Origin of the sequence: Streptomyces sp. NPDC127097 (assembly GCF_042724075.1) — a bacterium.
Taxonomy (GTDB): domain Bacteria; phylum Actinomycetota; class Actinomycetes; order Streptomycetales; family Streptomycetaceae; genus Streptomyces.
The window spans coordinates 140,852-163,516 of the sequence record NZ_JBHXFI010000012.1 but is presented as its reverse complement, the minus strand read 5'-3'; the positions used below and the strand labels follow the sequence as shown (position 1 = coordinate 163,516).

Annotated in this window: 20 protein-coding genes; 7 read left to right on the top strand and 13 right to left on the bottom strand. The window is 71.4% G+C overall.

Annotated features, from left to right (window positions below; translation table 11 throughout):
- Positions 1-118 precede the first annotated feature (118 nt).
- From fabF to ACFWJW_RS12985, 5 genes are all read right to left on the bottom strand, one after another.
- Positions 119-1,384 (bottom strand): beta-ketoacyl-ACP synthase II, encoded by a 1,266-nt coding sequence (gene fabF, locus ACFWJW_RS13005; protein ID WP_387238970.1) that lies wholly within the window; start codon positions 1,382-1,384, stop codon positions 119-121.
- A 76-nt stretch (positions 1,385-1,460) separates the two neighbouring features.
- Positions 1,461-1,709, bottom strand: coding sequence for an acyl carrier protein (locus tag ACFWJW_RS13000; protein WP_018088056.1), 249 nt, complete (start codon positions 1,707-1,709; stop codon positions 1,461-1,463).
- Positions 1,710-1,815: 106 nt separating this feature from the next.
- Positions 1,816-2,862: a ketoacyl-ACP synthase III gene (locus tag ACFWJW_RS12995; protein ID WP_387238966.1), complete on the bottom strand. Its 1,047-nt coding sequence runs from the start codon at positions 2,860-2,862 to the stop codon at positions 1,816-1,818.
- 13 nt (positions 2,863-2,875) lie between these two features.
- Positions 2,876-3,817, bottom strand: coding sequence for an ACP S-malonyltransferase (locus ACFWJW_RS12990; protein ID WP_387238963.1), 942 nt, complete (start codon positions 3,815-3,817; stop codon positions 2,876-2,878).
- Positions 3,818-3,906: 89 nt separating this feature from the next.
- Positions 3,907-5,091: a CdaR family transcriptional regulator gene (locus ACFWJW_RS12985; RefSeq protein ID WP_018088053.1), complete on the bottom strand. Its 1,185-nt coding sequence runs from the start codon at positions 5,089-5,091 to the stop codon at positions 3,907-3,909.
- Between the two features lie 57 nt (positions 5,092-5,148).
- Between ACFWJW_RS12985 and ACFWJW_RS12980 the strand changes: the two genes are divergently transcribed.
- The gene (locus tag ACFWJW_RS12980) at positions 5,149-5,820 is read left to right on the top strand and encodes a pirin family protein (RefSeq protein ID WP_387238960.1); all 672 of its coding nucleotides are present in this window, start codon (positions 5,149-5,151) and stop codon (positions 5,818-5,820) included.
- 48 nt (positions 5,821-5,868) lie between these two features.
- On the opposite strand, the gene ACFWJW_RS12975 is transcribed toward ACFWJW_RS12980, so the two are convergent.
- Positions 5,869-6,690 carry a serine hydrolase domain-containing protein gene (locus tag ACFWJW_RS12975; RefSeq protein WP_387238957.1) on the bottom strand — a complete coding sequence of 274 codons (822 nt, stop codon included), beginning with the start codon at positions 6,688-6,690 and terminating at the stop codon, positions 5,869-5,871.
- Positions 6,691-6,843: 153 nt separating this feature from the next.
- Between ACFWJW_RS12975 and ACFWJW_RS12970 the strand changes: the two genes are divergently transcribed.
- Together ACFWJW_RS12970 and ACFWJW_RS12965 are read left to right on the top strand one after the other, a co-directional pair.
- Positions 6,844-7,332: a MerR family transcriptional regulator gene (locus ACFWJW_RS12970; protein WP_387238954.1), complete on the top strand. Its 489-nt coding sequence runs from the start codon at positions 6,844-6,846 to the stop codon at positions 7,330-7,332.
- A 6-nt stretch (positions 7,333-7,338) separates the two neighbouring features.
- Entirely contained in the window at positions 7,339-8,355 is a 1,017-nt protein-coding gene (locus ACFWJW_RS12965) for an aldo/keto reductase (protein WP_387238951.1), read from the top strand.
- A gap of 150 nt (positions 8,356-8,505) precedes the next feature.
- On the opposite strand, the gene ACFWJW_RS12960 is transcribed toward ACFWJW_RS12965, so the two are convergent.
- The 6 genes from ACFWJW_RS12960 to ACFWJW_RS12935 all read right to left on the bottom strand — a co-directional run bounded on the left by ACFWJW_RS12960 (position 8,506) and on the right by ACFWJW_RS12935 (position 15,310).
- Entirely contained in the window at positions 8,506-9,756 is a 1,251-nt protein-coding gene (locus tag ACFWJW_RS12960) for an acyltransferase family protein (protein ID WP_387238948.1), read from the bottom strand.
- A 158-nt stretch (positions 9,757-9,914) separates the two neighbouring features.
- Positions 9,915-10,595 carry a response regulator gene (locus tag ACFWJW_RS12955; protein ID WP_387238945.1) on the bottom strand — a complete coding sequence of 227 codons (681 nt, stop codon included), beginning with the start codon at positions 10,593-10,595 and terminating at the stop codon, positions 9,915-9,917.
- Positions 10,592-11,986, bottom strand: a complete 1,395-nt coding sequence (locus ACFWJW_RS12950; protein ID WP_387238942.1) for a sensor histidine kinase — start codon at positions 11,984-11,986, stop codon at positions 10,592-10,594. Before ACFWJW_RS12950 ends, ACFWJW_RS12955 begins: the two co-directional genes overlap by 4 nt.
- A 150-nt stretch (positions 11,987-12,136) precedes the next feature.
- A complete protein-coding gene (locus ACFWJW_RS12945) occupies positions 12,137-13,018 on the bottom strand; it encodes a DUF4429 domain-containing protein (RefSeq protein WP_387238939.1) in 882 nt (293 codons plus the stop codon).
- Positions 13,019-13,157: 139 nt separating this feature from the next.
- Positions 13,158-14,372 carry an alpha/beta hydrolase gene (locus ACFWJW_RS12940; protein ID WP_387238936.1) on the bottom strand — a complete coding sequence of 405 codons (1,215 nt, stop codon included), beginning with the start codon at positions 14,370-14,372 and terminating at the stop codon, positions 13,158-13,160.
- Between the two features lie 284 nt (positions 14,373-14,656).
- On the bottom strand, positions 14,657-15,310 hold the full coding sequence (locus ACFWJW_RS12935) for a TetR/AcrR family transcriptional regulator (protein ID WP_387238933.1): 654 nt from the start codon (positions 15,308-15,310) through the stop codon (positions 14,657-14,659).
- Positions 15,311-15,539: 229 nt separating this feature from the next.
- Here ACFWJW_RS12935 and ACFWJW_RS12930 point away from each other — a divergent pair, with 229 nt between their 5' ends.
- The gene (locus ACFWJW_RS12930) at positions 15,540-17,027 is read left to right on the top strand and encodes an MFS transporter (protein WP_387239007.1); all 1,488 of its coding nucleotides are present in this window, start codon (positions 15,540-15,542) and stop codon (positions 17,025-17,027) included.
- 771 nt (positions 17,028-17,798) lie between these two features.
- Entirely contained in the window at positions 17,799-18,212 is a 414-nt protein-coding gene (locus ACFWJW_RS12925; protein WP_387238930.1) for a peptidase inhibitor family I36 protein, read from the top strand.
- 125 nt (positions 18,213-18,337) lie between these two features.
- On the opposite strand, the gene aceE is transcribed toward ACFWJW_RS12925, so the two are convergent.
- A complete protein-coding gene (aceE, locus tag ACFWJW_RS12920; RefSeq protein ID WP_387238926.1) occupies positions 18,338-21,070 on the bottom strand; it encodes a pyruvate dehydrogenase (acetyl-transferring), homodimeric type in 2,733 nt (910 codons plus the stop codon).
- 515 nt (positions 21,071-21,585) lie between these two features.
- Between aceE and ACFWJW_RS12915 the strand changes: the two genes are divergently transcribed.
- A complete protein-coding gene (locus ACFWJW_RS12915; protein ID WP_006605843.1) occupies positions 21,586-22,017 on the top strand; it encodes a DUF3052 domain-containing protein in 432 nt (143 codons plus the stop codon).
- Positions 22,018-22,165: 148 nt separating this feature from the next.
- Positions 22,166-22,624 (top strand): peroxiredoxin, encoded by a 459-nt coding sequence (locus ACFWJW_RS12910; RefSeq protein WP_387238923.1) that lies wholly within the window; start codon positions 22,166-22,168, stop codon positions 22,622-22,624.
- Positions 22,625-22,665: the final 41 nt, after the last annotated feature.

The following is a 22,665-nucleotide window of genomic DNA, read 5'->3' as shown; positions in this document are numbered from 1 at the left end:
CCGTTTTGTTTTACCACCCCCCGGCGCCTTCCTCCGCCATCCCCCCCGCCACAAACACGCCGCGGCCCCCCCGGGGGCTCCCCCCCGGGCCGGCCCCGCAGGGTGTGCTGAGCGTGCCTCAGACCGAACGGAAGGCCAGCACCACGTTGTGGCCGCCGAAGCCGAACGAGTCGTTCAGGGCCGCGATCCGGCCCTCGGCCGGCAGCTGCCGGGGCTCGCCGCGGACGATGTCGGCGTCGGCCTCCGGGTCGAGCTGGTCGATGTTGATCGTCGGCGGGGCCACGCGGTTCTTGAGCGCGAGGACCGTGGCCACCGTCTCGATACCGCCCGCGCCGCCCAGAAGGTGACCGGTCATCGACTTCGTGCTGGTGATGGCCATGTGGTCGACGTCGTCGCCGAACGCCTTGCGCAGCGCCCGGAGCTCGCCGACGTCACCGGCCGGCGTCGAGGTGGCGTGCGCGTTCACATGCACGATCTCGGCGGGCTGGAGGTCGGTGTTGTCGAGAAGGTTCTGAAGCGCCGCCGCGATGCCGTTGCCGGACGGCTCGGGCTGCGTGATGTGGTGCGCGTCGGCCGAGATGCCCTGGCCGACGGCCTCCGCGTAGACGCGGGCGCCCCGGGCCTTGGCGTGCTCCTCGGACTCCAGGACGATCACGCCCGCGCCCTCGCCGAGCACGAAGCCGTTGCGGTCGACGTCCCAGGGGCGGGAGGCGCCCTGCGGGTCGTCGTTGTTCTTGGACATCGCCATCATGTTGCCGAACGCGACGATCGGCAGCGGGTGGATGGCGGCCTCCGTGCCACCCGCGACGACGACGTCGGCGCGGCCGGAGCGGATCATCTCGATCGCGTAGCCGATCGCCTCGGCGCCCGACGCGCACGCCGAGACCGGCGTGTGCACCCCGGCGCGGGCGTTGAACTCGATGCCGACGTTCGCGGACGGCGAGTTCGGCATCAGCATCGGCACGGTGTGCGGGGAGACGCGGCGTACGCCCTTCTCCTTGAGCACGTCGTACTGGTCGAGCAGGGTCGTCACACCGCCGATACCGGAGGCGATGACGGCGCCCAGACGGTCGGGATTGACCGCGGTGTCCTCGCCCGCCTTGGCGGTGAAGCCCGCGTCCTGCCACGCCTCCTGGGCCGCGACGAGCGCGAACTGCGCCGAGCGGTCCAGCTTGCGGGCCTGCGGACGGGGGATGATCTCGGACGGTTCCACGGCGATCTGCCCGGCGATACGCACCGGCAGATCGGCGGCCCAGTCCTGTGCGAGGGTGCTGATGCCGGAGCGTCCGGCGAGCAGGCCCTCCCAGGTCGAAGCGGTGTCGCCACCCAGCGGTGTGGTTGCGCCGATACCGGTGACGACCACGGTGCGATTGGTCGCATTCACGGGAATTCTTACTCCACGGGTAGAGGGGTTGGAATCGACGGCGCCACCGCGGGGTGGCGACATGCGCAGAGCTGGATCAGCCCTGGTGCTTGAGGATGTACTCGGTCGCGTCGCCGACCGTCTTGAGGTTCTTGACGTCGTCGTCCGGGATCTTCACGTCGAAGCGCTCTTCGGCGGCGACGACGACCTCGACCATGGACAGCGAGTCAACGTCCAGGTCGTCGGTGAAGGACTTGTCCACCTGGACGTCCTCGGTGGGGATCCCGGCGATCTCGTTCACGATCTCGGCGAGACCGGCGACGATCTCTTCCTGAGTGGCGGCCATGATGGCGCTCCTTCGGTCATTTTAAGGGGAAACTGCGTTACTTGCGGGTGAAGATCCGTGCGACGGCCGAGACGTCCGGGGACGTACGGTGCTGCGCAGATCTTGCCTAGGGGAGGGTAACCACCGTCGCGGCGTAGACGAGACCCGCCCCGAAGCCGATGACCAGCGCGGTGTCGCCGCTCTTGGCCTGTCCGGTCGCCAACAGCCGCTCCATGGCGAGCGGAATGGAGGCGGCCGAGGTGTTGCCGGTGGTCTCCACGTCGCGGGCGACCGTGACGCTCTCCGGCAGCTTCAGAGTCTTCACCATCGAGTCGATGATCCGCATGTTGGCCTGGTGCGGAATGAAGACGTCCAGGTCGTCCGGGCTGACTCCGGCCGCGTCCAGCGCCTGCTGGGCGACCTTCGCCATCTCGAACACCGCCCACCGGAAGACCGCCTGGCCCTCCTGGGTGATGGCGGGGTAGCGGATCTCCTCCGGAGCGGGGCGGCCCTCGGGCACGTCTCCTCCGGGGACCGGGGTGGGGCGGTAGACGTCCCAGCCGAGGGTCTGCTTGATGGTCTCGGACTTGTCGCCCTCCGAACCCCAGACCGTCGGGCCGATCGCGGGCACGTCGGCCGGGCCGACGATCACCGCACCGGCGCCGTCACCGAAGAGGAAGGCCGTCGCGCGGTCCTCCAGGTCGGTCAGGTCCGAGAGCCGCTCCACGCCGAGAACCAGCACATACTCCGCCGAGCCCTCGGTCACCAGGCCCTTGGCCAGGGTCAGTCCGTAGCCGAAGCCCGCACAGCCCGCCGAGATGTCGAACGCGGCCGGCTTGCCGGCACCGATGCGGTGCGCGATCTCGGTCGCGATCGCCGGGGTCTGCTTGAAGTGCGACACGGTGGAGACGATCACGGCGCCGATCTGCTCGGGCGTGATCCCGGCGTCGGCGATGGCCTTGCCGGACGCCTCGACCGACATGGTCGCGACGGTCTCCTCGGGGCCCGCCCAGTGGCGGGTCGCGATGCCGGACCGCGAGCGGATCCACTCGTCGGACGAGTCGATGTGCTTGAGGATCTCCTCGTTCGGCACGACACGCGTCGGGCGGTAGCCGCCGACGCCCATGATCCGCGCGTACGGAGCGCCCTTCGAGGGCTTGATCTTCGAGGTCATGCGCTGCGGACTCCTATTCGGCCGGGGCGGATTGCTCGGCGATCAGCGTGCGGGCCGCGTCGAGGTCGTCGGGCGTCTTGAGGGCGAGGGTCCGCACGCCGGGGAGTGCGCGCTTGGCCAGGCCGGTGAGCGTGCCGCCGGGAGCCGCCTCGATGAGCGTGGTGACCCCGAGCTCCTTGAAGGTCTCCATGCACAGGTCCCAGCGCACGGGGTTGGCCACCTGGCCCACCAGCCGCTGCACCAGTTCCTGGCCGGAGGAGACCAGCGCGCCGTCCTTGTTGGAGACGTAACGGGTGTGCGGATCGGCGACCGACAGCTGAGTGGTCGCGGATTCCAGGGCCGAGACGGCGGGTGCCATGTGGTGAGTATGGAACGCGCCGGCCACCTTCAGCGGTACGACCCGGCGAGTGCCCTCCGGCTTGTTCTCGACCAGCGCGGCGATCTGCTCGGCGGTGCCCGCGGCGACGATCTGGCCGGCGCCGTTCACATTCGCCGGCGTCAGGCCCAGCTGCTCCAGATGCGGGATGACCACGGCCTCGTCGCCGCCCAGCAGCGCGGCCATACCGGTCTCGGTGACGGCGGCGGCCTCGGCCATCGCCTGGCCGCGCCGGCGCACCAGCTGCATCGCGGCCTCGTCGGACAGCGTGCCGGCCAGCGCGGCGGCGGCCAGCTCACCGACGCTGTGGCCGGCCACCGCGCCGGCCTGCGTGGCGACGTCGTCGGCCGTGGCGAACAGCTGACGGGCGGAGAGCAGGGCGGAGGCCACCAGCAGCGGCTGCGCCACCGCGGTGTCGCGGATCTCCTCCTCGTCCGCCTTGGTGCCGTAGTGGACCAGGTCCAGGTCGATGGCGGCCGACCAGGCGCGGAGCCGGTCCTCGACACCGGGGAGGTCGAGCCAGGGAGTCAGGAAGCCGGGCGTCTGAGCGCCTTGGCCGGGAGCGACGAGTACGAGCACCCTCACACTCTCTCTTGTGGGTGGTTCCGCCCGCCCGTGGGGACAAGGACGAAGAACCATCGGGGGAATTGTTGGTGTCCGACAAAAGTCTAGGGTTGGGCCTCACCGTCAGCCAGACGCCCCAGAATCAACGCGATACGGAGGGTGAACGCCGAGCGCACATCGGAGGGTGACCAGCCGGTGACGTCGGTCACACGTCGGAGCCGATAGCGCACGGTGTTGGGGTGCACGAAGAGCATCCTGGCGGCCCCCTCCAGACTGCTCGCCTGCTCCAGATAGACGCTCAGCGTCTCCAGCAGCGCCGACCCGGCTTCCTCCAGCGGTCTGTAGATCTCCTCCACCAGCTGCTCACGCGCGACCGGGTCCGAGGCCATCGCGCGCTCCGGCAGCAGATCGTCCGCGAGCACCGGCCGCGGGGCGTCCGGCCAGGCGGCACAGGCCCGCAGCCCGGCGGCGGCGGCCTGCGCCGAGCGGGTCGCGGCCAGCAGATCGGAGACGACCGGGCCGGCCACCACGGGCCCGGCGGCATACGGGCCGATCAGTGCCTTCGCGGCCTTCAGCGGATTGTCCGAACCGCCGGCGATCACCACCAGACGGGAGCCCAGCACACCGGTCAGGACCTGGAGCTTGGCGTGCCGGGCGGCCCGCCGGATCGCCTCCACGGTCAGTTCGCTGTCCCCGTCCGGCGCGGTGCCCAGCACCACGCACACGTGCTCGGGGGAGTTCCAGCCCAGCGCCGCCGCACGGGAGACCGCGCCCTCGTCGGCCTCGCCCGACAGCACCGCGTTGACCACCAGGGACTCCAGCCGGGCGTCCCAGGCGCCGCGGGCCTCGGCCGCCTGGGCGTAGACCTGGGCGGTGGCGAAGGCGATCTCCCGGGCGTAGACCAGCAGCGCCTCGCGCAGCACGGACTCATCGCCCGGGGCCGCGACCTCGTCGATCGCGGACTCCATGACCTCGATGGTCGTCCGGACCATCTCCACGGTCTGCCGCAGCGTGATCGCCCGGGTCAGCTCGCGCGGCGCGGTGCCGAAGACATCGGTGCTGATCGCCTGTGGGGTCTCCGGATGCCGGAACCATTCGGTGAACGCGGCGATGCCGGCCTGCGCCACCAGGCCGATCCAGGAACGATTCTCCGGGGGCATCGCGCGGTACCACGGCAGGGTGGCGTCCATGCGGGCGATGGCGGCGGCCGCCAGCTTGCCGGACGAATTCTCCAGGCGCCGGAGGGTCGCGGAGTGCGGGTGCGCGTCGCGCGATGCGGGTTCAGACACGGGACAAGCCTGCACTATCGGGGCGGGGAGGTGCGGGGGCGGGGCTACCGTGGGCCCATGATTCAGGTGCGCAGAGGCCATGAACGGTATCCGGGCGGGGACGCGGAGGCCGGGATCGTGTCGCGGCACGCGTTCTCCTTCGGGCCCCATTTCGACCCGGAGAATCTGCGTTTCGGCGCGCTGGTCGCCTGCAACGAGGAGCGGCTGGCGGCGGGCGCCGGATTCGACGAGCACCCGCACCGCGACACGGAGATCGTGACCTGGGTGGTCGAAGGAGAGCTGACCCACCGCGACTCGGCGGGCCACGAGACGACCGTACGCCCCGGCGATCTCCAGCGGCTCAGCTCGGCCGGCGGCGTCCGGCACGTGGAGCGCAACGACGGCGCCGGGCCGCTGTGCTTCGTCCAGATGTGGCTGACCCCGCAGGAGGCCGGCGGCGAGCCGTCGTACGAGGTGGTGCGCGGGATCGCCGACGGCACCCCGTACGCGGTGCCACGGGCCGGCGCCCTGCTGCATGTGCGCCGGCTCGCCGACGGTGAGCGCACCGCGGTGCCGGACGCCGCACGCGCCTATGTGCACGTGGTCCGCGGCGCCGTACGGCTGGGCGACGCGTGTCTGGAGCCCGGCGACGCGGCGCGGATCACCGACGGGGAGGGCCTGGAGCTGCGGGGGCTGTCCGCGGCGGAGTGCCTGGTCTGGGAGATGGGGCCGGAGCCGGCGTACGGGTGAGCCCGCGCGGGACCGGATGAACGGTACCGCGCGGCACGTCCGGCCGGGTCAGACGGTCTCGGCCAGCTCGGCGAGCACCGCGTCCGTCAGCGGCGGCCAGACCTCGATGGCCCACGGCCCGAAGGCCCGGTCGGCCAGCGCCACACAGGCCGCGCCGGCGTCCGGGTCCACCCACAGGAACGTCCCGGACTGTCCGAAGTGCCCGAACGTACGCGGTGAGGACGAGGCGCCCGTCCAGTGCGGTGACTTGCCGTCACGGATCTCGAAGCCCAGCCCCCAGTCGTTGGGCTTCTGGTGCCCGTAGCCCGGCAGCACACCCGCCAGACCGGGGAAGACCACCTGCGTCGCGGCCGCCAGTGTCTGCGGGGCGAGCAGCCGGGGCGCCTGGAGCTCGGCCGCGAACCGGATCAGGTCGGCGACCGTGGAGACGCCGTCCTTGGCGGGCGAGCCGGGCAGCTCGGTCGCGGTCATCCCGAGGGGAGCGAGCACCGCCTCGTGCAGATACTGCGCGAAGGGGATGTCGGTCGCCTTGGTTATGTGGTCGCCCAGCGCCTCGAAACCGGCGTTGGAGTAGATCCGGCGGGTGCCGGGAGCGGCCATCGCGCGCTGCTCGTCGAAGGCCAGCCCCGAGGTGTGGGCGAGCAGATGACGCACCGTGGATCCCTCGGGCCCGGCCGGTTCGTCCAGCTCGACGGCGCCCTCCTCGACGGCCAGCAGCGCGGCGTAGGCGGCCAGCGGCTTGGTCACGGACGCCAGCGGGAAACGGTGCTCCAGGGGGCCGTATGATCCGGCCACCGACCCATCGGCTCGCACGACGGCGGCCGCAGCGGTGGGCACCGGCCAGTTCTCGATCATCCGCAGGCTCTGCATGCCCCCGAGCCTAACGTTCCCAAAATCCGGTCAAGTCTGGCCGTGATCGGCGCTTGCCTGGAGTGCACTCGAAGTCTCTAGCGTTGAGGCCGTCGAGAGGCATCCGGCGAGATCGCCGGACGACGTCCGACGTGACAGGGGAGACGACGGGGCATGACGGTAACGCAGAGCGAACCGGTGACGAGCGGCGCGACCGCGACCAGGGAACTGCCGGCGGCGGTGCGCGACTGCCGCGCCGCGCCTCCGCATCCCCGGCCCGCCGGCCGTGACCAGTACACGATCAGCGAAGTGGCGGAGCACACCGGCCTCACCGCCCACACCCTGCGCTGGTACGAGCGGATCGGCCTGATGCCGCACGTGGACCGCACCCACACCGGGCAGCGGCGCTTCACCAACCGCGATCTGGACTGGCTGAGCCTGGTGGCCAAGCTGCGGCTGACCGGTATGCCGGTCGCCGACATGGTCCGCTACGCCGAGCTGGTGCGGGCCGGCGCGTGCACCTTCGCCGAGCGGCAGCAACTGCTGACCGCGCACCGCGAGGACGTACGGCAGCGCATCGCCGAGCTCCAGAGCACGCTGGACGTACTCGACTACAAGATCGACATCTATGCCGACGCCCAGCGGGCGTCCGAGAGGTTCTGAGGCTCCATGGGGAACGAGAAGATCGAGACGGTCGAGCTGGGCAAGGGCGGACCGCGGGTCGGTGTGCAGGGCCTCGGCTGTATGGGCATGAGCTTCGCCTACGGGCCCACGGACGCCGACGAGGCGCGGGCCACGCTGGAGCGCGCACGGGAACTGGGGGTCACGCTCTTCGACACCGCCGATATGTACGGCATGGGGGAGAACGAGAAGTTCATCGGCCCGTTCATCCGGGCCCACCGCGACGAGGTCGTGCTGGCCACCAAGTTCGCGATATCCCTCGACCCGGACGACCCGGCCAAGCGCGTCATCCGCAACGACCCGGCCTACATCCGGCAGGCCGTCGAGGGCAGCCTCCGGCGCCTGGGCGTGGACGAGATCGACCTGTATTACATGCACCGGCGGGATGTGAACGTCCCGCTGGAGGAGTCGGTCGGCGCCATGGCCGAGCTCGTCGCCGAGGGCAAGGTGAAGTACCTGGGGCTGAGCGAGGTGACCGGCAGCGAACTGCGTGCGGCGCAGGCCGTGCACCCGATCACGGCGCTCCAGTCCGAGTGGTCGCTGTTCAGCCGGGACATCGAGGACGGTGTCGTGCCGGCGGCGATCGAGCTCGGCGTGGGTCTCGTGCCGTACTCACCGCTCGGCCGGGGCTTTCTGACCGGTGCGTTCGTCAACGCCGACAAGGAGCTGACCGCGGATGACTTCCGGCGTCAGCAGCCCCGCTTCACCGGCGACAACGCGGCCGCCAACGCCGCTCTGCTGGAACCGGTCCGCACCATCGCCGAGGCCCATGGCGCCACGCCCGGCCAGATCGCGCTGGCCTGGCTTCAGCAGCAGGCGACGGCCCGCGGCCTGGCCGTCGTCCCGATCCCCGGCACCCGTAAGCGCGCCCGGGTCGAGGAGAACACCGCGGCGACCCGGATCCGGCTGACCGAGCAGGACCTGGCGCGGCTGGAGCCGATCGCCGGGCAGGTCGCGGGGGCGCGGTACGCGGACATGACGTTCACCTCGGCGGGACGGGAGTAGGCGGGACGGGACGGGGGGCGGGGCCGAGGCGCCTCGCCCTTCGCCGCGCGGCGCGCACCTCGCCCTTCGCCGCGCGGCGCGCACCTCGCCCTTCGCCGCGCGGCGCGCACCTCGCCCTTCGCCGCGCGGCGCGCCCCCGCCGCGGACGGGCTACGCCAGCCCCAGCGCGAACGCCCCGAATCCGGCGGCCAGGAGGGCGGCGGCGGCCCGGCGGGCCCGGGTGACGCCGGTCCAGGGCGCCTCGAAGCGGCGGGTGGTGCGGCCGATGAGCAGCAGCGCGGCGGCGAACACCGGCAGCCAGGCGAGCCGGGCCAGGAGCCAGCCGAGGCCGTCGGGTGACGCCGTCAGTCCGGGGAGCTGCCCCAGGAAGGACGCCGGTACGGCCAGCGAGAGCATCGCCGTCTGGTGCCAGCACAGGATCGTCAGCGCGGAGAGGTTGACGAGCGCCACCGGGGCCCACAGGGCGGGCCGGCGCAGCAGCCGGGCCAGCCGGTCCCGGAGCAGCACAGCCGCGCCGGACTGGGCCGCGGCCAGCGCCAGGACCAGCAGCGACGGCGGGTGGGAGTTCGTCCGGTGCTGCCCGGGGACGCCGACCATGCTCATCGGGTAGTGGAAGAACAGCAGCAGCGCGGCGAACACCGCGGCGCCGCCGAGCAGCAGCGACCAGGCGGCGCGGCGCCCGAGGCGGCGCTCGCCCCAGGAGACGCCGAGCTGATAGGCGAACATCCAGCCGGGCAGGAGGTTGAGCAGGCTCAGCCACGGCGGCACGGCCTCGGCGTACGGCCCGTAGCGCAGGAAGTCCACGACGGCCACGGACGCCGCCAAGGGGGCCGCGGCCCAGGCACCCATCCACCGGGCGGCGCGCACACAACACGGCGTCAGCGCGGTGATCACCGCGTAGACGCCGACGAACCACAGTGGCTGGATCACCAGCGTCGCCCCGGTCCGCAGGGTCGCCTCCGGCACGCCCAGTCCGTACAGGAGGGGCAGCAGCATCGCCCATACGGCCGTCACCCCGAGCACCGGACGGCCCAGCCGCACCAGCCGGCCGCCCAGCCAGCACCGGGTGGACTCGCCCCGCCCGGTGGCGCGCCGCAAGGACAGCACCGAGGCATGCCCGCCGACCAGGAAGAAGAGGCCCAGCATCTGGAGGACCCAACTGGCCGGGGCGAGCCCGCCGACGGCGGTCAGCAGGCTGGCGTTGTGCAGCGCGCCCCCGCCGTCCAGGGTGAAGCCGCCGATCAGCCAGTGGCCGACGGGGACGGCGAGCAGTGCCAGCGCCCGCAGACCGTCGAGCGCACGGTCGCGGTCCGCGGGCGTACGGTCCGCCACGGCCACCGCGGACGCGCCCCCGAAGAGCGGGCGTCTGCGGCGCCGGGCAGTGGTGCGCAGCCAGGACATGGTGGGTCTCCCTCTCCCGTGGGTGGGCCGGAGGGAAACGTAGGAAGAGGGGAGTTGACGTGGCGTCACACCGGGGAGCCGATCCCCGGGGGCTACGGGGGTAGGGGGCCCCGGCCGCGCTCGTCCTCACGGAGGAGAGACGCGCGGGAGCGCGGACGCTACCGCTCCCCGGGCGAGACCAGCCCCGACTCATACGCGAAGATCACGGCCTGTGCGCGGTCCCGGAGATCCAACTTGGCGAGCACCCGGCTGACATGGGTCTTCACGGTCTGCTCGGCGACGATCAGCGCATCGGCGATCTCCAGGTTCGACAGCCCGCGGGCGATCAGCTCCAGGACCTCCGTCTCGCGCGGCGTGAGCCCGTTCAGCCGCAGCGCCGGCCGGCCCTTCCGGGTCACCGGCCCCGAGCGGGCGAAATCGGCGATCAGCCGCCGGGTCACGGACGGCGCGAGCAGCGCCTCACCGGCCGCCACCACCCGGACCGCGGAGATCAGATCGGCCGGCGGCGCGTCCTTGAGGAGAAAGCCGGAAGCCCCCGCGCGCAGCGCCTCGTAGACGTAGTCGTCGACGTCGAACGTGGTCAGCATCAGCACCTTCGGACGGTGGGTGACACCGGCGGGCGGCGCGAGCAGCTGACGGGCCGCCTCCAGCCCGTCCATCTCCGGCATCCGCACATCCATCAGCACCACATCGGGGTGCGTCCGGCGGCTCAGGGCCACGCCCTGCACCCCGTCCGGGGCGTCACCCACCACATCGATGTCGCTCTGTGCGGCGAGCAGCGCGGCGAAACCCGCGCGCACCATGGCCTGGTCGTCGACGATGATCACGCGCGTGGTCATACGGAGTGGGCATCCTTTGTCGTGGAGAGCGGAGCCGCCTGGGAGGGCGGCTGGGCGAGGGGAAGCCGGGCGGCGACCCGGAAGCCGCCGTCGGGCAGCGGCCCGGTGTCGAGCGAACCGTCCACCAGCCGGACCCGCTCCCGCATACCGATGAGGCCATGGCCGGTGCCGGTGGTCTCCAGGGGCGCGGAGGGGGCGGACGGCGCGGAGTTGACGACCAGCACGGTCAGCCGCGCGCCGTCCGCGGCCACGGTCACCGACACCCGGGTCGGCGCCCCCGGGGCGTGCCGCACCACATTGGCCAGCGCCTCCTGAACGATGCGGTACGCCGACAGATCCACCGCCGGTTCGAGCGCCACCGGCTCCTCCGGCAGCGCCAACTCGACCGGCACGCCCGCCCGTACGGTCCCCTCGACCAGCTTCGGCAGCATGCCGATCCCGGGCTGCGGGGTCTTCTCCGGGCCGCCCTGCTGCTCGGCCTCCTCGCTGCGCAGCACGCCGAGCAGCCGGCGCATCTCCGCCAGCGACTCCCGGGCGGTCGCCGCGATCGCCCCGAACTCTTCCTCGGCCTCCCCGGGCAAACCGCTGATCCGGTACGGGGCGCTGGCCGCCTGGACGGTGATCACCGACATGTGGTGGGCGACGACATCGTGCAGTTCACGGGCGATCCGGGCGCGCTCCTCCAGCAGCGTCCGACGGGCCCGCTCGGCCTCGCTGATGGTCTCCTGCTCGCGCAACTTGCGCTGGGCATCGCCGCGTTCGCGCAGGGTGGCGCCCATCATCAGCACCACACCGGTGAGGACGAACATCAGCACCCAGGTGTTGTTGCTGCCGTCCGGGGTGAACACCTGGGAGAGCAGGCCCGCCACACCGGTCGTCAGCCAGACGGCGGTCAGGGTGCGCCGGCGCTCGCGCAGGGACAGCGCCAGCATCAGGGCGAGATAGCCGACGATCTCCATGGGCGGCCAGGGCCAGGCGCGGCCCGCGACACCGTCGGCGCCGATGAGCGCCAGGGCCCCGAGGACATCCGCCGCGAAGATCACCCACCACGCCTGGAGCGGCCGGGTCACCGCGAGCAGCAGCGGCACGGTCTGCGCGGTGGCGAGCGCACCGACCAGCCCGCCGTCCAGGCCGTAGTCGTGGCTGAGGACGTTGATGCTGGTCGGCAGCAGGGACGCCGCGAACCCGAACGCGACCACATAGGGCAGACGGCGCAGCCAGCGACTCCGGACGCTGCCCAGCAGCGGGGTGCCGGGCTCGGTCGGGGTGCCGAGCTCCACGGCCAGGACGCGCAGCGCCTGCCGTGCGGCGCGCAGCGCCCGTTGCCGGGCCGGCTCACGCCCGGTTCGCGGAGCCGGCTCTTGGCCGGGGAGGGAAGCTCGCACACTCATCGCGTCCTCTATCTAAGCGGTGCGCGACGGCAATGACGTCATACCAGGGGCCGGACTTCCGACCCGTACCACGGTATGACTCCCTGCCTGGTCAACGGCCCGCGCTCCCGCGCCGATCCGGACGAAGCGCGGCCCTAGGGCGGACCCGCCCTAGAGCTCCGCCAGCAGTTCGGCCTTCTTCGTGCTGAACTCGTCATCGGTCAGCAGACCGGCGCCGTGCAGCTCGCCGAGGTGCCGTATCCGGTCCGCGATGTCCGCGGGATCGCGGCGCGTCTCCCCGGTCCGGTGGCGTACCGGCGCGCCGTCCGCCGTCTCCTGCACCGGCTCGGCGGCGCGTACGGCCTGGAGCACCGACGCCGCGAACGGCAGCGACTCGTGCACCGGGCCGTACCCCAGCCCGAACACCACGGCGGCCGGATCCTGGTCCGCCTCGCCCGTCTCCGGCTCGCGGGTCCCGCGCTCCAGCAGCCGCAGATAGCCGTTGAGGATCTCCGGCGACCGCCATTCGACCCCGGCCAACTCGCCGACGGGGAAGGTCTGGTCGCCGCACTTCCACTTGGCCGAGGACGCACCCGTCCAGAACCACCGGAAGGCGACCGCGTGCCCGTCGAAGGACGCCTTGCCGTCATACGCCTTGAAGTGCAGCGGGGGCTCCGGCGCGGCCACCAGATGGCGGTCGGCGGGCTCCTTCGCATCGGGGCCGAGCACCATGCGCAGCTCGTCGGCGTAGTACTCGGCCAGCGTCTCGCGGTCGGCCGGCAACACCAGCCGATAGGGGTCGACGTCCTCCTTGAGCTGCCCGTTCGCCGCTTCCATCAGGGGATCGGCGCCGTGCCGGGGCAGGGCGTGCAGCACCACCGTGCCACGTCTGCCCTCGGTCACCTCGACGGAACTCAGCGCCTCGTACGGAATGCGTCGCTCACCGAGCGCCTGGAACAGCTTCGGCCTGCGGATCCCCCGTTCGAAGCGGATGAGTACGGAGTCCGTGTCGAACTCCCAGACGGCATGAAAACCGGCCAGCACATCACCCATGCGGCTCATCGTATGCGGGCGGTTGCCCACTCGTCCCCCTTCCTGACGCGCCGGGGGGCGCCGGCGAAGCGGCGCGTATCACTCCGGTCACCCGCGCCGTCTCTCGCCTCGTGGACGTCGCGGGCGCCCGGCGCGGTCCTCAGACCAGCTTGGTGCGGCACTGCGGGTCGTCGGACGCGCAGTCGACGGTGTTCGTCGCGCCGACCCCGACCAGCGCGAAGTTACGCAGGCTGCGGGTGCCCGGCGCGAAGTACCCGGCGTGTCCGACGGCGCCGTCGGCCGACAGGATCCGGGAGCCGAAGGACGGGTCGACCGGGTCGGCGCCGTGGCCGAGCCCGCCGACCTCCAGGTTCGGGATGTCCTGGATCCAGTCGTCGGCGTCCCGCATCGCCCAGACCCGGGCCTGGGTGCCCAGCCGCGCGCGGTTCTCGGCCCGCATGCCGGGGCTGCCGGCCACCGCGATGTCCTCGACGTTGGACGGCAGGTCCCGGGCCGCGACCCCGCACACCACGGAGCCGTAGCTGTGGCAGAAGAGCGAGACGGCGTCGGACGAGGGCAGCGAGTTCACCAGGGCGCGCAGCCGGATCGCACCGTCCGCGGCGAGCTTCCCGGTGGCGGCCTCGACGCCGACACCGGACGGCGAGGTGAAGTCGGCCCAGGCGATCACGGCCGTACGGGCGCCCGGCCGGGCCTCCCGCTCGGCGCCGTAGAGGGCGCGCCCCATACCGACCGGGGCGGTGGTCGCCCGGGCGGTGCGCTCGAAGGTGGACAGATTGGTGTCCACCCCGGGCACCACGACGGACACCCGGTCCGCCGCCGGGAGATTGCCGAAGACCTCTGCGGCCCGGCCGCCGCCGGCCGGATCGAAGGCCAGGATCTGCCGGCCGGGGCTCATCATCGAGGCGAGGCGGTGCATCAGCCGGCCCGCCTCCTGGCGGCCGACGGGGGTGAGCCGCTGGTCGTTCATCCGGCGCTTCTCGACGCGCCGGGCGTCATCGATCGCCGTCCGGTTGGCGCGGTAGCGCAGCTTCTCGGGGGCGCCGCCCATATTGCCCACGACCAGCGGATAACGGTCGGCGAGCTGCTGCTTCTCGGCCCGGCTGAGGGTGGCGAAGAAGGCCCGGAGCGCGGCCGGCGGACCCTGGGGGTCGGGCAGCGGGCGGCCGAGGAAGGTGGCGTGCTGCCAGGAGGTTCTCGCGGTGGCCAGCGGGTTGGCGTCCTCGTTGGTGCCTCTGACTGCCGTCCAGCCCGTTATGGCGAGCATGACGAAGACCACCGCCAGAGCGAGGGCGGCACGCCAGGCCGTGGACTGAAGGACACCGGAGGAGGGCCCGAGGCCCGAGAAGGAATTCACCGCGAGCCACCCTAGGAGACGCGAGAGGGCGCTCGCTGTGACCGTGAGTGATATCACGTTTCGCAGTGGGTATTTCGACCAAAACGGACACGATCCATAGATTTCCGGTGCTCAGCCGTGCAGGGGTGGTCTCAGGAGGTGCCTGTCATGATCGCTTAGCGAAGGGTCTTCGCTACGGAGAGTGGCGGGAGTCGCCATCAGTGGAGCCATGGATTCCGCCCGGCCTTTCCGGCTCGGCGTCCGCCCCCGGCCCGGTGGAGGTGCCGGGCCCGTCGCCGGTGCGCTCAGCGCGCCCGCCAGTCGTCCTCCATCGCCGGCCCGATGTGGTCCAGATACGACTTGGTCAGCTCGCGGATCGACGCCACGCTGCACTCCTGACCCTCGCCCCACACCTGTCCCGCCACCCGCATCACCCCGCCGAACGCGCCGACCAGCACCCGCGGCCGCGGATCGGTGTCCACGTCCAGTCCCTCGCGCCGGGCGATCAGCCGCGCTATCTGCTCCTCCATTTCGGAGGAGCGCCGCAGATGCACGGCAACCAAGGCGGGCGTCGACTCGATCATCCGGAACGCGCGCATGTGCAGCTCCACCGGGATCACCGACTCGATGGCGCCGCCGATGTCGTCCCAGGCCACCATCACGGCGCTGCGCAGGGCGGTCAGCGGTGCCTCCGTCGCGGGCCGCGCGGCCAGCTCTTCGAGGAAGCGCGCCTCGACCATCTCCTGGACGGCGAAGACGACCTCCTCCTTGTTCGCGAAGTAGCGGAAGTAGGTCCGCTGGGAGACGTCCACCGCCTCCGCGATCTCGTCGATCGTCGTCGTCTCGTACCCCTGCTCCGTGAACAGTTCGAGCGCCGCGCGGATCAGGGCGTCGCGGGTGCGCTGCTTTTTGCGTGCCCGCAGGCCCGCGGGTGCCGAATGCGGCGTCGGGGTCGCCATCCTGAGCCGCCTTTCCGTGGTGTTCTCGCTGCTCAGGTTACCTGTGAGCGAGATGACAGTTACCGACTCATGAAATGCTTTGTCAAATGGCAGCGACTGTCATTAGCCTCGTTCCATGAGTTCTCAGACCCCGGTCGCCGAAGCGGCACCGGACCTCTCCGTACCGGATTCCCCGAAGGGGCTGCGCGGTCATCCCTGGCTGACCCTCTTCTCCGTCGCCATCGGCGTCATGATGGTCGCCCTGGACGGCACGATCGTCGCCATCGCCAACCCGGCCATCAAGCAGGACCTCGGCGCCTCGCTCGCCGACGTGCAGTGGATCACCAACGGCTACATGCTCGCGCTGGCCATCGCGCTGATCACCGCGGGCAAGCTGGGTGACCGCTTCGGCCACCGCCAGACCTTCCTCATCGGCATCCTCGGCTTCGCCGCCGCCTCCGCCGCCATCGGGTTCTCCGGCGAGGTCGCGCTGGTCATCACCTTCCGGGTGCTCCAGGGCCTGTTCGGCGCGCTGCTGATGCCCGCCGCGCTGGGGCTGCTGCGCGCCACCTTCCCGGCCGAGAAGCTCAACATGGCGATCGGTATCTGGGGCATGGTCATCGGCGCCTCCACCGCCGGCGGCCCGATAGTCGGCGGACTGCTGGTCGAGCACGTCAACTGGCAGTCCGTGTTCTTCATCAACGTCCCGGTCGGTGTGCTGGCCCTCGTCCTCGGCCTGGTGATCCTCAAGGACCACCGCGCGGAGAACGCCCCCCGCTCGTTCGACATCCCGGGCATCGTGCTGCTCTCCGGCGCGATGTTCTGCCTCATCTGGCCGCTGATCAAGGCGGGGGAGTGGCACTGGGACAGCATGAAGACCTGGGGCTTCCTGATCGCCTCCGTGGTCCTCTTCGCGCTGTTCGCCCTCCTGGAGAGCAAGGTCCGCGAACCGCTCATCCCGCTGCGGATGTTCCGCTCCCTGCCGCTGACCGCCGGCACCGTCCTGATGGTGCTGATGGCCTTCGCCTTCATGGGCGGCCTGTTCTTCGTGACGTTCTACCTCCAGAACGTGCACGGCATGACGCCCGTCGACAGCGGTCTGCACCTGTTGCCGCTCACCGGCATGATGATCGTCGGCTCGCCGCTGGCCGGCGCCCTGATCACCAAGTTCGGCCCGCGCATCCCGCTGGTCGGCGGCATGGTCCTCACCGCCGTCGCCATGTACGGCATGTCCGGCCTCGACACCGGCACGGGCACCGGCCCGATGTCCCTCTGGTTCGCGCTGCTCGGCCTGGGCCTCGCGCCCGTCATGGTCGGCGCCACCGAGGTCATCGTCGGCAACGCCCCGCTGGAGCTCTCCGGTGTCGCCGGCGGTCTCCAGCAGGCCGCCATGCAGGTCGGCGGCAGCCTCGGTACGGCCGTGCTCGGCGCGGTGATGGCCTCCCGCGTCGACAACGACCTCCCGGACAACTGGCGGTCGGCCGGCCTCCCGCCGGTCCCGCCCGCGCAGTCGTCCCAGCTCTCCGACGCCGTCTCGGCCGGTATCGCGCCGATCCCGAAGGGCACCCCGCCGGAGTTCGCCCAGAAGATCACCTCCGTCGCCCACGACACCTTTGTGTCCGGCATGGGCCAGGCATTCACGGTCGCCTGCGGTGTGGCGGTCGTCGCGGCGGTCGTCGCCATCTTCACCAAGCGCGGCGCGAACGCCGAGGCGGGCGCCGGCGTCGGCCACATCTGACCGGCGCCCCGGTGGTACGGCGCCCGCCCTGCGGGGCGTCGCGCCACCGCTGGCCCGCCCGCAGCGCACGGCGCGCGGCACGTACGAGGTGTCCTCGGCGGCCGCGCGCTGCCGTATGTGGGGAGCGGGCGTGGCCTGGCAGGCGTGGGCCGGCCGTGGGGCTTCGTCGGCCCGCCTGGCCCGCCTGGCCCGGCGCGGCTCGGGGCGGCAGGCCCGGCAGGGCTGGGGTCGGCCCGGTCCGTGCGGCATCTTGGCCCCGGCCGAGCCCTGGCCCTGCCCCCGCCCCGGCTCCGGCACGCCGACGAGTGCGCCCGTACGCCTGCGGCCCACCGCCCTTTCCCGGCCCCCCGCCGCCGCGTCACCGCGCCCGCCCGTCAACCCACCGCCCCGGACCTCGGCCGAGCCCCATCTGCCGTATCCCAGGCGGCAGTTGGCCTCCCTCGGCGGGCCGAATCCCTCATCCGGATGAGCCGGTCCGGGAACCCCGCCGTTCCACTACGGCGCGCGCCGCGCCATCCGTGGCCCCCGCACCCCGGCAGACACCGGGAGGAACGGTTCCGCGGCCCGCCCGCGCCGTCCCGTCGCACGTCAACCTCGCGCACCGGCCGCCCCGCCCCGGCGCGGTGGGCCGTCCACATACCTGATCCGGGTGGTAGCGCCGCCACGGGCTTGGCATCCGCACCCCGCCCTCGCGAAGCTCGATGACGAACCCGCCGTGGGCAACCGGCCCGCCGCGGGGCCTCGGCGTCGTACTCCACGGGGGAGATTTCCATGCGCCTGCACACGTTCCGGACCACCGCGCTGCTCACCGGCCTGCTGGCCGCCCTGACCGCGGCACTCGCCGCGCCACCCACCCTCGGCACCCCGGCCGCCCACGCGGCCACCGGCCGTCCGGCCGCCGCGTCCGGCGCCTGCGACGCGGGCCAGCTCTGCCTCTGGCCGAAGGCCGGCTTCCACGGCGGCCGGCGGACCTTCGAGCTCTCCGGCACCGAGATCGAGCGCTGCGTCCCGCTGCCCAAGGGGAGCGGCGCCGCCGCCCTCGCCAACCGCACCGGCCGGCCGGTCACCACCTACCAGAGCGGGGAGTGCGCCGAGACCGCCGAGTTCGACACCTATCCGGGCGGCGGCAGCTGGGTGCCCCGGTCCCCGTACCGGGTAAGGGCGTTCAAGGTATGGGAGCGCTGACCCGGCCGCCCGCGGGCCCGCCGCCCGCCCGTACACCCCGTCGCACAGCACCGCGCCCCCCGACCGGCGAAGGACGCGGGTCGGGGGGCGCGGCGGAAGCGGCGCGGCGGCAGGCCGCGGAGAGGTCAGGCGTCGCCGCCGGCCTCGCCCGCGTCGGCGGCCGAGACGTCCAGGAGCTGGTAGCGGTCGATCGCCTGCTTCAGCAGCGACCGGTCGACCTTGCCCTCCTTGGCGAGCTCGGTGAGCACGCTCAGGACGATGGACTGCGCGTCGATGTGGAAGAAGCGACGGGCCGCACCACGGGTGTCCGCGAAGCCGAAGCCATCGGCACCCAGCGACTGGTACGTGCCGGGAACCCAGCGCGCGATCTGGTCCGGAACCGCACGCATCCAGTCCGAGACCGCGATCTTCGGGCCCTCGGCGCCCTGGAGCTTCTGCGTCACGTACGGGACGCGCTGCTCCTCCTCCGGGTGCAGAAGGTTGTGCTCCTCGATCTCCACCGCGTCGCGGCGCAGCTCGTTCCAGGACGTCGCCGACCAGACATCGGCCTTGACGTTCCACTCGTCCGCGAGGATCTGCTGGGCCTCGATCGCCCACGGCACCGCCACACCCGAGGCGAGGATCTGGGCGGTGTGCTCGCCCTTGTCGCCCGGCTTGACGCGGTGCAGACCCTTGAGGATGCCCTCGGCGTCGACATCGGCCGGCTCCGCGGGGTGCAGGATCGGCTCGTTGTAGACGGTCAGGTAGTAGAAGATGTCCTCGGAGTTCTCGCCGTACATCCGGCGCAGACCGTCCTTGACGATGTGCGCGATCTCGTAGCCGTAGGCCGGGTCGTAGGCGACACAGGCCGGGTTGGTCGAGGCCAGCAGCTGGGAGTGGCCGTCCGCGTGCTGGAGACCCTCACCGGTCAGCGTCGTACGGCCGGCGGTGGCGCCGAGCACGAAGCCGCGGGCGAGCTGGTCGGCCATCTGCCAGAACTGGTCACCGGTGCGCTGGAACCCGAACATCGAGTAGAAGACATAGACCGGGATCAGCGGCTCGCCGTGCGTCGCATAGGCGGAACCCGCCGCGATCAGCGACGCCGTGCAGCCCGCCTCGGTGATGCCGTCGTGCAGCATCTGGCCGGTCGGCGACTCCTTGTAGGCCAGGAGCAGTTCGCGGTCGACCGACTCGTACTGCTGGCCCAGCGGGTTGTAGATCTTGGCCGACGGGAAGAACGCGTCCATACCGAAGGTGCGGTACTCGTCCGGCGCGATCGGCACGAAGCGCTTGCCGATCTCCTTGTCCCGCATCAGGTCCTTCAGAACCCGGACGAACGCCATGGTCGTGGCGATCTTCTGCTGGCCCGAGCCCTTCTTGGCGCCCGCGTATGCCTTGTCGTCCGGCAGATTCAGCGGCTCGGCGCGCACGACACGGGTGGGCACATAGCCGCCCAGGCCCTTGCGGCGGTCGTGCATGTACTGGATCTCTTCGGAGTCGCGGCCCGGGTGGTAGTACGGCGGCAGGCCGTCCTCCAGGTCCTTGTCCGGGATCGGCAGGTGCAGCCGGTCACGGAAGCCCTTGAGGTCCTCGACCGTCAGCTTCTTCATCTGGTGGGTCGCGTTGCGGCCCTCGAAGTTCGGACCGAGCGTCCAGCCCTTGACGGTCTGCGCGAGGATCACCGTCGGCTGGCCCTTGTGGGCCTTGGCCGCCGCGTACGCCGCGTAGATCTTCTTGTGGTCGTGACCGCCACGGCCCAGGTGCAGGATCTGGTCGTCGGTCATGTTCTCGACCATCGCGCGCAGCCGGTGGTCGTCACCGAAGAAGTGCTCACGGATGTACGCACCGGTCTCGGTGGCGTACGTCTGGAACTGGCCGTCGGGGGTGGTGTTGAGCTTGTTGACCAGGATGCCGTCGCGGTCCTGCGCGAGCAGCGGGTCCCAGCTGCGGTCCCACACCAGCTTGATGACGTTCCAGCCGGCGCCGCGGAACTGCGACTCCAGCTCCTGCATGATCTTGCCGTTGCCGCGGACCGGGCCGTCGAGGCGCTGGAGGTTGCAGTTGACGACGAAGGTCAGGTTGTCCAGGCCCTCGCGGGCGGCGATGGACAGCTGGCCGAGCGACTCGGGCTCGTCCATCTCGCCGTCACCGAGGTACGCCCAGACGTGCGACTTGGAGGTGTCGGCGATCCCGCGCGCCTCCATGTAGCGGTTCATCCGCGCCTGGTAGATCGCGCCGAGCGGGCCGAGGCCCATGGAGACGGTCGGGAACTCCCAGAAGTCCGGCATCAGCCGCGGGTGCGGGTAGCTGGACAGCCCGTCCGGAGCCTTGGACTTCTCCTGCCGGAAGGCGTCGAGCTGGCCCTCGGACAGTCGGTCCAGGAGGTACGCGCGGGCGTAGACACCGGGCGAGGCATGGCCCTGGAAGAAGATCTGGTCGCCGCCGTCACCCTGGTCCTTGCCCCGGAAGAAGTGGTTGAAGCCCACGTCGTAGAGGGAGGCGGAGGAGGCGAAGGTGGCGATGTGGCCGCCGACGCCGATGCCCGGACGCTGGGCGCGCGAGACCATCACGGCGGCGTTCCACCGGGTCGCGTTCAGGACCTTGCGCTCGATCTCCTCGTTGCCCGGGAAGAACGGCTCGTCCTTGGTCGCGATGGTGTTGACGTAGTCCGTGCTGCGCATCTCGGGCACGGCCACACGCTTCTCGCGGGCGCGCTCGATCAGGCGGAGCATGAGGTAGCGGGCACGTTCCCGGCCTCGCTCGTCGACGGCCGCGTCGAGCGAGTCGAGCCATTCCTGGGTTTCTTCGGGATCGAAGTCCGGGACCTGGCTGGGAAGGCCGCCAATGATGATCGGGTTTCGATCGGATCCGGAAGCCACGCTGTTCCTTCGTGTTCGGTTCGTGTCGTGCCCGGCAGGATTTTGATGCTGCGCACGGACGAATGCTGTCTCTGCCTTGGTGTCGCGCCGTCTTCCATCGTGTACCGAGCCACACGGATACGTCACCTCTACCGATGGGTAACCCACCCGTAGAGAGATGGCGCTGAAAAGGCCGATTTCTTCGGTCGGCCAAATCGCAACCATACGCCCATGTCGAAAGTGCTTCGCGTACGGACGTGCGGACCCCGAAATCAGGTCCGCGAGCGGCGGCCGCCCCCCGAAGGGACCAGTCCCGCGCGAGTACCCGATAAACCCTGGAGAACGCTGTGGCGTGAATCACTTCGGCCTGTCCCACTGGGGTCGTGGTTGCGGTGAGACGCCTCCAAACGTCACCGTTTCGGCGGTCTGGACCGCCGGGTACTTGCGCGATCCGCCCGGCCCGTGTGGACTACGCCCAATGCTCCGCGCACGCGCGGGGTCCCCGAGCATTTCCGAAACATGACAGGAGGCAATCCGTGAGCGCGACCGCGGACCACGCGGAGGAGCGGACCAACCCTGCCGCCAGGCTGGGGTTCGAGCCCGGACAGGTGGTCCAGGAGATCGGTTACGACGACGACGTCGATCAGGATCTCCGCGAAGGCATTGAGACCGTGATCGGCCAGGATCTCGTCGACGAGGACTACGACGACGTGTGCGACGTCGTCGTGCTGTGGTTCCGCGACGAGGACGGCGACCTCACGGACGCGCTGGTGGACGCCATCGGCCTGATCGACGAGGGCGGGCAGATCTGGCTGCTGACCCCGAAGACCGGCCGTGAGGGCTACGTCGAGCCGAGCGACATCAATGAGGCCGCGCAGACCGCGGGTCTGTCCCAGACCAAGAGCATCAACGCGGCCAAGGACTGGACCGGCAGCCGCCTGGTCACACCCAAGTCCGGCAAGCGCTGAGCCGCACCGACCCGACGTTCGCCACCGAGCCCCCTCCGCCCTGTTCCGGAGGGGGCTCGGCCCTGTTCAGGCGGGGTTCCCCGGGCGTGCACCGCTGCGCGTAGGGTTGGTCGCGTCCTGTTGAGAGTGAGCGGAAGGGAAGCACCCCATGGCGATCGAGGTCGGCACGAAGGCTCCGGATTTCGAGCTGAAGAACCAGCACGGCGAGCTGGTCAAGCTCTCCGACTTCCGCGGCGAGAAGGCCGTCGTCCTCCTCTTCTACCCCTTCGCCTTCACCGGTGTGTGCACCGGCGAGCTCTGCGCGCTCCGTGACGAGCTGCCGAAGTTCGTCAACGACGACGTCCAGCTGCTGGCCGTCTCCAACGACTCCCCGTTCTCGCTGCGCGTCTTCGCCGAGCAGGAGGGCCTGGAGTACCCGCTGCTGTCCGACTTCTGGCCGCACGGCGAGGCTTCGCGGGCGTACGGCGTCTTCGACGAGGAGAAGGGCTGCGCGGTGCGCGGCACCTTCATCATCGACAAGGAGGGCGTGGTGCGCTGGACGGTCGTCAACGGCCTGCCCGACGCCCGCGACCTGAACGACTACGTCAAGGCGCTCGGCAACCTCTGAGCCGGCGCCCGCCCCCAGCCACCGCTGCGCCCGCCGGGCCG

Bases quoted from the DNA above. Each gene is read 5' to 3' on its own strand.
- ACFWJW_RS13000 (WP_018088056.1), bottom strand. From the start codon at position 1,709: ATGGCCGCCACTCAGGAAGAGATCGTCGCCGGTCTCGCCGAGATCGTG.
- ACFWJW_RS12995 (WP_387238966.1), bottom strand. From the start codon at position 2,862: ATGACCTCGAAGATCAAGCCCTCGAAGGGCGCTCCGTACGCGCGGATC.
- ACFWJW_RS12980 (WP_387238960.1), top strand. From the start codon at position 5,149: ATGATTCAGGTGCGCAGAGGCCATGAACGGTATCCGGGCGGGGACGCG.
- ACFWJW_RS12975 (WP_387238957.1), bottom strand. From the start codon at position 6,690: ATGCAGAGCCTGCGGATGATCGAGAACTGGCCGGTGCCCACCGCTGCG.
- ACFWJW_RS12970 (WP_387238954.1), top strand. From the start codon at position 6,844: ATGACGGTAACGCAGAGCGAACCGGTGACGAGCGGCGCGACCGCGACC.
- ACFWJW_RS12965 (WP_387238951.1), top strand. From the start codon at position 7,339: ATGGGGAACGAGAAGATCGAGACGGTCGAGCTGGGCAAGGGCGGACCG.
- ACFWJW_RS12960 (WP_387238948.1), bottom strand. From the start codon at position 9,756: ATGTCCTGGCTGCGCACCACTGCCCGGCGCCGCAGACGCCCGCTCTTC.
- ACFWJW_RS12955 (WP_387238945.1), bottom strand. From the start codon at position 10,595: ATGACCACGCGCGTGATCATCGTCGACGACCAGGCCATGGTGCGCGCG.
- ACFWJW_RS12950 (WP_387238942.1), bottom strand. From the start codon at position 11,986: ATGAGTGTGCGAGCTTCCCTCCCCGGCCAAGAGCCGGCTCCGCGAACC.
- ACFWJW_RS12945 (WP_387238939.1), bottom strand. From the start codon at position 13,018: ATGGGTGATGTGCTGGCCGGTTTTCATGCCGTCTGGGAGTTCGACACG.
- ACFWJW_RS12935 (WP_387238933.1), bottom strand. From the start codon at position 15,310: ATGGCGACCCCGACGCCGCATTCGGCACCCGCGGGCCTGCGGGCACGC.
- ACFWJW_RS12930 (WP_387239007.1), top strand. From the start codon at position 15,540: ATGATGGTCGCCCTGGACGGCACGATCGTCGCCATCGCCAACCCGGCC.
- ACFWJW_RS12925 (WP_387238930.1), top strand. From the start codon at position 17,799: ATGCGCCTGCACACGTTCCGGACCACCGCGCTGCTCACCGGCCTGCTG.
- ACFWJW_RS12910 (WP_387238923.1), top strand. From the start codon at position 22,166: ATGGCGATCGAGGTCGGCACGAAGGCTCCGGATTTCGAGCTGAAGAAC.